Origin of the sequence: Clostridium tarantellae, assembly GCF_009295725.1 — a bacterium.
Classification (GTDB): domain Bacteria; phylum Bacillota; class Clostridia; order Clostridiales; family Clostridiaceae; genus Sarcina; species Sarcina tarantellae.
Window position 1 is genome coordinate 1 of the sequence record NZ_WHJC01000174.1, and the last position, 7230, is coordinate 7230.

The window sequence follows — 7230 nt, forward strand, 5'->3', positions numbered from 1 at the left end:
ATATTATTATACTAATATAAGAAGAAAATTTCATGTTGAATTTTGCAAGTGAAATAAAATATAACTTAACTAAAATAATAACCCTATCATATTTTCTTATGATAGGGTTTATGTATTATAAATTAGATGTTAGTACTATTTTAATATAATCTACATTTTGGTCTTCTGTTCCTTGAACATATAAACCAGCTGTTTTTAATTCTTTAACATATTGAACAATTTCATTAGTGATTATTTCGCCTGGACATAATACTGGTATACCAGGAGGATAAGCCATTAAAAATTCACCACTAATTTTTCCAATAGAATCTTCAAGTAGAACAGAAATTTTTTCTCCATAAAAAGCATCTCTTGGAATAAGAGCTCTTTTAGGTATTGGAGGAATATCTATAAAATCAGGTTTTATATTACCTTTAGAAGTATATTCTTCTGAAATTTCTTTTAAAGCACATATTAATTTGTCAATAGATTTCTTAGTATCTCCAAATGAACCTACAGCAAGTACATTATATAAATCTGAAAGTTCCATTTGAATATGATATTTGTTTGATAATAGCATATCTAATTCATAACCTGTTATTCCTAAATCTCTACAAGTAATTGTTAATTTAGTTGAATCTAATGCAAATACTCCAGGAGTATTAAGTATTTCTTTTCCGAAGCAATAAAAACCAGGAATTTTATTTATTTCTTCTCTAGCATAATTACATAATTCAATAGTTTTCTTCATTAATTCTTTACCTTGTAAGGCAATTTGGCGTCTAGCGCAATCTAAGCTTGCCATAATTATGTAAGATGGTGAAGTTGTTTGCATTAAATTTAAAATTTGTTGAACTCTTTCTGGAGTTATATATTTACTCTTAACATGTAATAACGATCCTTGAGTTAAAGAACCTATTATCTTATGAGTACTTTGTGAACAAATATCTGCTCCAGCATCCATAGCAGAAATAGGCAGAGTATCATTAAATCCTAAGTGGGGTCCATGTGCTTCATCTACTAATAAAGGTATATTATAACTGTGAACTATATCTACTATTTGTTTAATATCTGTAGATACACCATAGTATGTTGGGTTTATTATTAAAACAGCTTTTGCATCTTTATTAGCTTCTAAAGTAGTTTTAACAGTTTCAGGTGTAACACCTTGAGCAATTCCTAACTTTTTATCAAGTTCTGGTTGCATATAAACAGGAATTGCACCACTTAATATAATACCTGCGGTAACAGATTTATGTACATTTCTAGGAACTAGTATTTTATCACCAGAATTAACTGCTGACATTATCATAGATTGTATTGCGCCAGAAGTTCCATGAATTGAAAAGAAAGACGCATCTGAGCCATAGCAATCAGAAACTAATTTTTGAGCTTCTTTTATTGGTCCAGTAGGATGATGTAAAGAATCTACAAGTTTGAAAACTGTTACATCTATTTTAAAAGGATTTTCTCCAATAAAATTTTTAAACTCTTCGTCTATACCAACTCCTTTTTTATGACCTGGAACATGGAAAGGAATAGTATCTCTATTTACATACTCCATTAATGCATGGAAAAGTGGTGTTTGGTTTTGATCTAATTTATACAATTTATTAAGCACCTTCTTTCAAATTTGTGTAATAAACAAAAATAAATATTTATTTTATTACACATTATAGTTTGTGTCTATATTTAATAAGTTATAACAAAATTTGATTAAACAATAGTTCTTAAAATATAGTTTGAAAAATTAAAAATAATATTAAATTTATAAATAATATCAAAATTTACAGATGAACTGTTTAAATTTGGTATATAAAAATGCAATTTAAGTAAAACAAATATATTATAAATTAAGCTTTTATGGAATGCAATGAATTTATTTATGAATAATAGCAAATAGATTTGTTAATAATATCTAAAAGGAGGGATAGAAATGGAAAATTTAAAAGTTCAATCAAGATGTAAAAAAATTAGCCATGAAGCAAGAAAATGCAGAAAAAAAGGAATGGTACCAGGGGTTTTATATGGCAAAAATATTAATAACTTATTATTTGAGATAAGTGAATTAGAATTAAATAGTGCTATAAGTAGAGAAGGGGAACATGGAGTAGTTAATGTGGATTTTGGTGGTGAAAATTATGATACTTTAATTAAAGAAGTACAAAGAGATCCTGTTAATAGAAAAATAATTCACATTGATTTAGAAAAAATTGAAGCAAATAAAAAAATAACTTCAAGTGTACCAATACATTATATTGGAGAGGATTTAATAAATAGAAATGGAACTATTCTTCAAAAGGATAGAGATAGTGTAAAGGTACAATGTGAGATTTCAGAGTTACCAAAGTATATAAATATAGATGTTACATCAGTTAATGTAGGAGATCAAATAAGAGTTTCCGATGTTGAATTTGCAAAGGAATTGTTTGTGGTTGATGACTTAAATACTGTTTTAGCTTCTGTAAGTTATGAACAAAAAATACCAGAAGATATAGATTTAGAGCCAGCAGTTAATGAAAATCAAAAAAAACAAGATAAAAAATAGAAAAGGATGGGGTAGCCCATTCTTTTTTTGTTTTTTCTAAAAATTACAAAATGGATTTAGGAAAAATAAGGAAAATATATTGTTAAATAGAACTTTTATAGTATAATATTAAGAGTAAATATTTAGTGGTATAGAGGGAGAGGGAAAGAATGTATAGAGCAAAATACGAAGAATGGTTGAAGTCATCAACAATATCAGAAACCATAAAAGAAGAATTAAGAAGTATTGAAAATGAAAAAGATATTGAAGATAGATTTTATAAGGAATTAGATTTTGGTACTGGTGGTTTGAGAGGAATTATTGGTGCAGGAACTAATAGAATGAATATTTATACTGTAGGCAAAGCAACACAAGGATTTGCTGATTATTTAAATAACACTTGTAAAGGTAATAAATCAGTAGCAATAGCTTATGATTCAAGAAATATGTCAAAAGAATTTGCTGAAGCAGCAGCTTTGACATTATGTGGAAACGGAATTAAAGTTTATTTGTTTGAAAGTTTAAGACCAACTCCAGTTCTTTCATTTACAGTTAGAGAATTTAAATGTGATGGAGGAATAGTGGTAACAGCATCACATAATCCAAAACAGTACAATGGATATAAAGTTTATGGAAATGATGGATGTCAAGTTACAGATGTGCCAGCAAAAGAAATAATAGATTATGTTTCACAAGTTTCTGATTATTCGTTAATAAAGACTATGAACAGAGAAGACGCTATTAAAGCTAATCTTTTAGAATATATTGGTGAAAATATAGATAAATCTTATATTGAACATTTAAAAACTATTACTATAAGAAAAAATTTAGTAAAAGAAAATGCTAAAGACTTAAAAATAATTTATACACCAATTCATGGTTCTGGAAATGTACCTGTAAGAAGAATATTAAGGGAATTAGGTTATAATCAAGTAGCTATTGTTAGAGAGCAAGAAAATCCAGATGGAAACTTTCCAACTGCTCCATATCCTAATCCAGAAGATCCAAAAGTTTTTGAATTAGCTTTAGATATGGCAAAGGAATTTATACCAGACATAATATTTGGAACTGATCCAGATTGTGATAGAATAGGTGTAGTAGTTAAAGGAAATAATGATAAATATGAAGTTTTAACTGGAAATCAAACAGGAATGCTTCTTACAAATTATATATTAAGTTCTCTTAAGGAATTAAAGGAATTACCTTTAAATGGAGCCATAATAAAAACTATAGTTACAACAGAATCAGTTAGAAAAATGGCAGAGGAATATAATGTAGAATTATTTGATTTATTAACAGGATTTAAATATATTGGAGAAAAGATAAAACAGTTTGAAGAAACAGGTTCACATAAATATTTATTTGGATTTGAAGAAAGCTATGGATATTTGGCAGGAACATTTGTAAGAGATAAGGATGCGGTTGTAGCTTCAATGTTAATAGCTGAAATGACATTATATTATAAAAAACAAGGTAAAACCTTATATGATGGTTTAATAGAGTTATATGAGAAATATGGATACTTTAAAGAAACACTAGTTTCTATAGAACTTCAAGGAAAAGAAGGACAAGAAAAAATAGCTAAATGTTTAGATAATTTAAGAAAAGAAAAAATAGAAGCTATTAATGGAGTTAAAGTTTTAAAATCATTTGATTATAAATTACAAAAAGAAGTTAATAATATAACTAATGAAGTTAAAGATATTACATTACCATCATCAAACGTACTAAAGTATATTTTAGAAGATGATTCATGGTTTGTAGTTAGACCTTCAGGTACTGAACCTAAAATGAAAATATATTTATCTATTAAAGGAACAAGTTTAGAAAATGCTAATGTAGTTGTAAATGAGTTTAAAGAAGCAGTAATGAATTTAATAAATGAAAAATTAAAGTAATTATTATGTAATGGCTCATAAGTGTACTTATGAGTCATTTTTAATTCTTTAGGAATGAGAATCTGTGGATAACTTTAATTAAAGTGCCGAAGGCGGTCTTCCAAGTAGATTTTGTTCTAGACTATTTAAAAAAACTTAAAAAATTGATATAATAATGTACTAATTTAAAGATAAAGATTCCATTTTATTTTAAGGAGAGAAAGAATATGGATTTTAATACAGTAAGTAAAGAAAAATTATCAAAATTATTATTTCTAGAAATTAATAGTCATAAATTTTTAGAAATGTTAGGTGGAGATGCTGATAAATTAAGTATAAAAGAATTATATATACCACTAAATCCTAAATACATATCAAAAGATATAGAAAAAGGATATAAGTTAGAAACATTACCTATGTATTATTTAATTGAAGGAATGTTATTAGCATTAGGTGGAGATAAAAATTTAAGATTTAATAATGATTATAAAAAAATATTACCTTTAATAAAGGATACTCTTCCTTGTGGAAAAAAATTAGTATCAGAAAAAGTTAAAAATGATAATTTAGTTGAAGCTTTAATGATATTAATAGGATTATGTACAATATATAAAACAGAAGAAATTTATAGCAAGTTATTTTTAATAAGTGAAACTTTAAGAGAAAAAAATAATAGTTATAATGAAGTTCAATTGAATTTGACGGAGCAATGTAAAGAAGATCTTCCAAAGATAGCACTTCCATATTTATATACAGCTTTATCATATAATGATTTAGGACAATATGATAAGGCTTATATAAATATAAATGAATATATGTCTAGAGGTGGAGAGAAAACAGAAGAGGTTAGAGTTTTATATGAAGAAATAAAAGATTCTATGGATTATGAGAAAGGAAAAGAAGAGCTTTTAGAGGAGCCAGAAGTAGCTTTAAAAAGATTATTACCTTTAGCAGATAAATTTCCAGACAATTCTATTGTTAGATATTATATAGCAACATGTTATAGAAGATTAGATAATTATGAAAAAGCAATTTATTATTTAAATGAATGTATGTCAATAGATAATAATATGGTAGAAACAGTTAATGAATTAGGAATAAACTATGCTTGTTTAGGTGATTATGAAAATGCAATTAAGTATTTTAGAAAAGCTTTTGAAGCAACTAGAGATATAGAAGTTTGTACAAATTTAATTATGTGTTATGTACATGCAGAAAATATTGAAGAAGCTAAAAAACATCTAAAGATAGCTAAAGAATTAAATAATAATGATGAAATTGTAAAACAAATAGATAATTACATAAATAATTTATAGTATAACCTAAGGGAGAAAATAATGTATAAAAGATTATTAGGCTATAATATTTTTTCAGGTAGTAAAGAAGAATTATTAAATGAAATTATTGATAAAAAAAAGGTTAATATAATATCAGGCAATCCAGAAGTTCTAAATCATGGACTTAACAATGAGTTGCTTTATAAAAGTTTTAATTCAAATGATGCAATAATAATTCCAGATGGTATAGGGACTATTATTGCTTCTAAACTATATGGTAATCCTATTCAAGAAAAAATAGCTGGAATTGAAGTTATGGATTTAGTATTAGACTATTGTAATAAAAAAAGAAAAAATATTTATTTATTAGGTGCTAATGAAAATATTGTTAAAATTTGCAGTTCAAAAATTAATAAGAAATATAGTTTTATAAATGTAGTTGGAACTAGAAATGGTTTTTTTGATTTGAATAATTGTGAAGATATAATAAAAGATATAAAAACTAAAAAAACTTATGTACTTTTTGTTGCTATGGGAGCACCAAGACAAGAATTATTTATAGAAAAATATAAAGATAAATTAGAGTGTTCAATTTTCATGGGAGTAGGAGGGAGTTTTGATGTTATATCGGGTGAAGTTGAAAGAGCTCCCAAATGGATGATATCCTTAGGGTTAGAATGGTTTTATAGAGTTATAAAAGAGCCTTGGAGAGTAAAAAGATTAAAATCCATACCTAAATTTATAATTAAATGTTGGAAGGAGAAAAAATAAGAAATGAAAATATTATTTATAGCTTGTTATTCTCCTATGATAAATAATTCTGCATCCATTGAAACATTAATGTATTTAAATAATTTATGTTCTATTAATAATAATGAACTTCATTTAATAACAGTAGATTTTCCTAAAGAATCTATATATTATGATAAAGAAGTATATAAGCTGTTAGATAATAGAGTTAAAGTTCATGCTATTAGTGGTGGAAAATTATTTGAAAAAATAATGCCTAAAAAAGTTAATAAGGTTAATAATGAAGAGATTATAAAAACAAGAAATAATAAAATAAATTTAGTAAAAAAAATAAAAAATAAAGTTGTTTTTCCAGATATGTATTATTATTGGAGTTTTAAAGCTTATAAATATGCTGAGGAGCTTATGGAAAAGGAAAATTTTCATGTTATATTTTCTATGCATGAGCCTCCTTCTAGTCATCTTTGTGCTTTAAAATTAAAAAAGAGATTTAAAGAAGTTCCGTGGATCTTATATTGGAGTGATCCTTGGTTACAAGATCCATCAAGACAAAATATAGGATTTTTAAGAAAAATAATAGAAGGTAATATGGAAAGAAAAGTTGTTATAAATGGAGATAAACATATATTTGTAACTGAAGAAAATAGAAAAGAATTTATATCTAAATATGGAATAAAAAATAAAAATACATTTATAATAACAAGAGGATATGATAAGAATTCATATAGCAAAATAAAAAATTATAAAAAGCCTAATTTATTAAAGAATGATAAGATAAATATTGTTTATACAGGAGAAATTTTTTCTAAGTTAAGAGATG

The 7230-nt window shown here is 25.6% G+C and carries 6 protein-coding genes; 5 read left to right on the top strand and 1 reads right to left on the bottom strand.

Annotated elements, in window-relative coordinates:
• Positions 1-115 precede the first annotated feature (115 nt).
• Positions 116-1588, bottom strand: coding sequence for an aminotransferase class I/II-fold pyridoxal phosphate-dependent enzyme (locus GBZ86_RS10720; protein ID WP_152890527.1), 1473 nt, complete (start codon positions 1586-1588; stop codon positions 116-118).
• Positions 1589-1915: 327 nt separating this feature from the next.
• Between GBZ86_RS10720 and GBZ86_RS10725 the strand changes: the two genes are divergently transcribed.
• The 5 genes from GBZ86_RS10725 to GBZ86_RS10745 all read left to right on the top strand — a co-directional run.
• Complete coding sequence (locus GBZ86_RS10725; RefSeq protein ID WP_152890529.1) at positions 1916-2527, top strand: 50S ribosomal protein L25; 612 nt, start codon at positions 1916-1918, stop codon at positions 2525-2527.
• 149 nt (positions 2528-2676) lie between these two features.
• Positions 2677-4404, top strand: coding sequence for a phospho-sugar mutase (locus GBZ86_RS10730; RefSeq protein WP_152890531.1), 1728 nt, complete (start codon positions 2677-2679; stop codon positions 4402-4404).
• Positions 4405-4610: 206 nt separating this feature from the next.
• Positions 4611-5699: a tetratricopeptide repeat protein gene (locus GBZ86_RS10735; RefSeq protein ID WP_152890533.1), complete on the top strand. Its 1089-nt coding sequence runs from the start codon at positions 4611-4613 to the stop codon at positions 5697-5699.
• 21 nt (positions 5700-5720) lie between these two features.
• Positions 5721-6431 (top strand): WecB/TagA/CpsF family glycosyltransferase, encoded by a 711-nt coding sequence (locus GBZ86_RS10740; RefSeq protein WP_152890535.1) that lies wholly within the window; start codon positions 5721-5723, stop codon positions 6429-6431.
• Positions 6432-6434: 3 nt separating this feature from the next.
• The coding region (locus GBZ86_RS10745; protein ID WP_152890536.1) for a glycosyltransferase at positions 6435-7230 on the top strand (796 nt) is incomplete at its 3' end.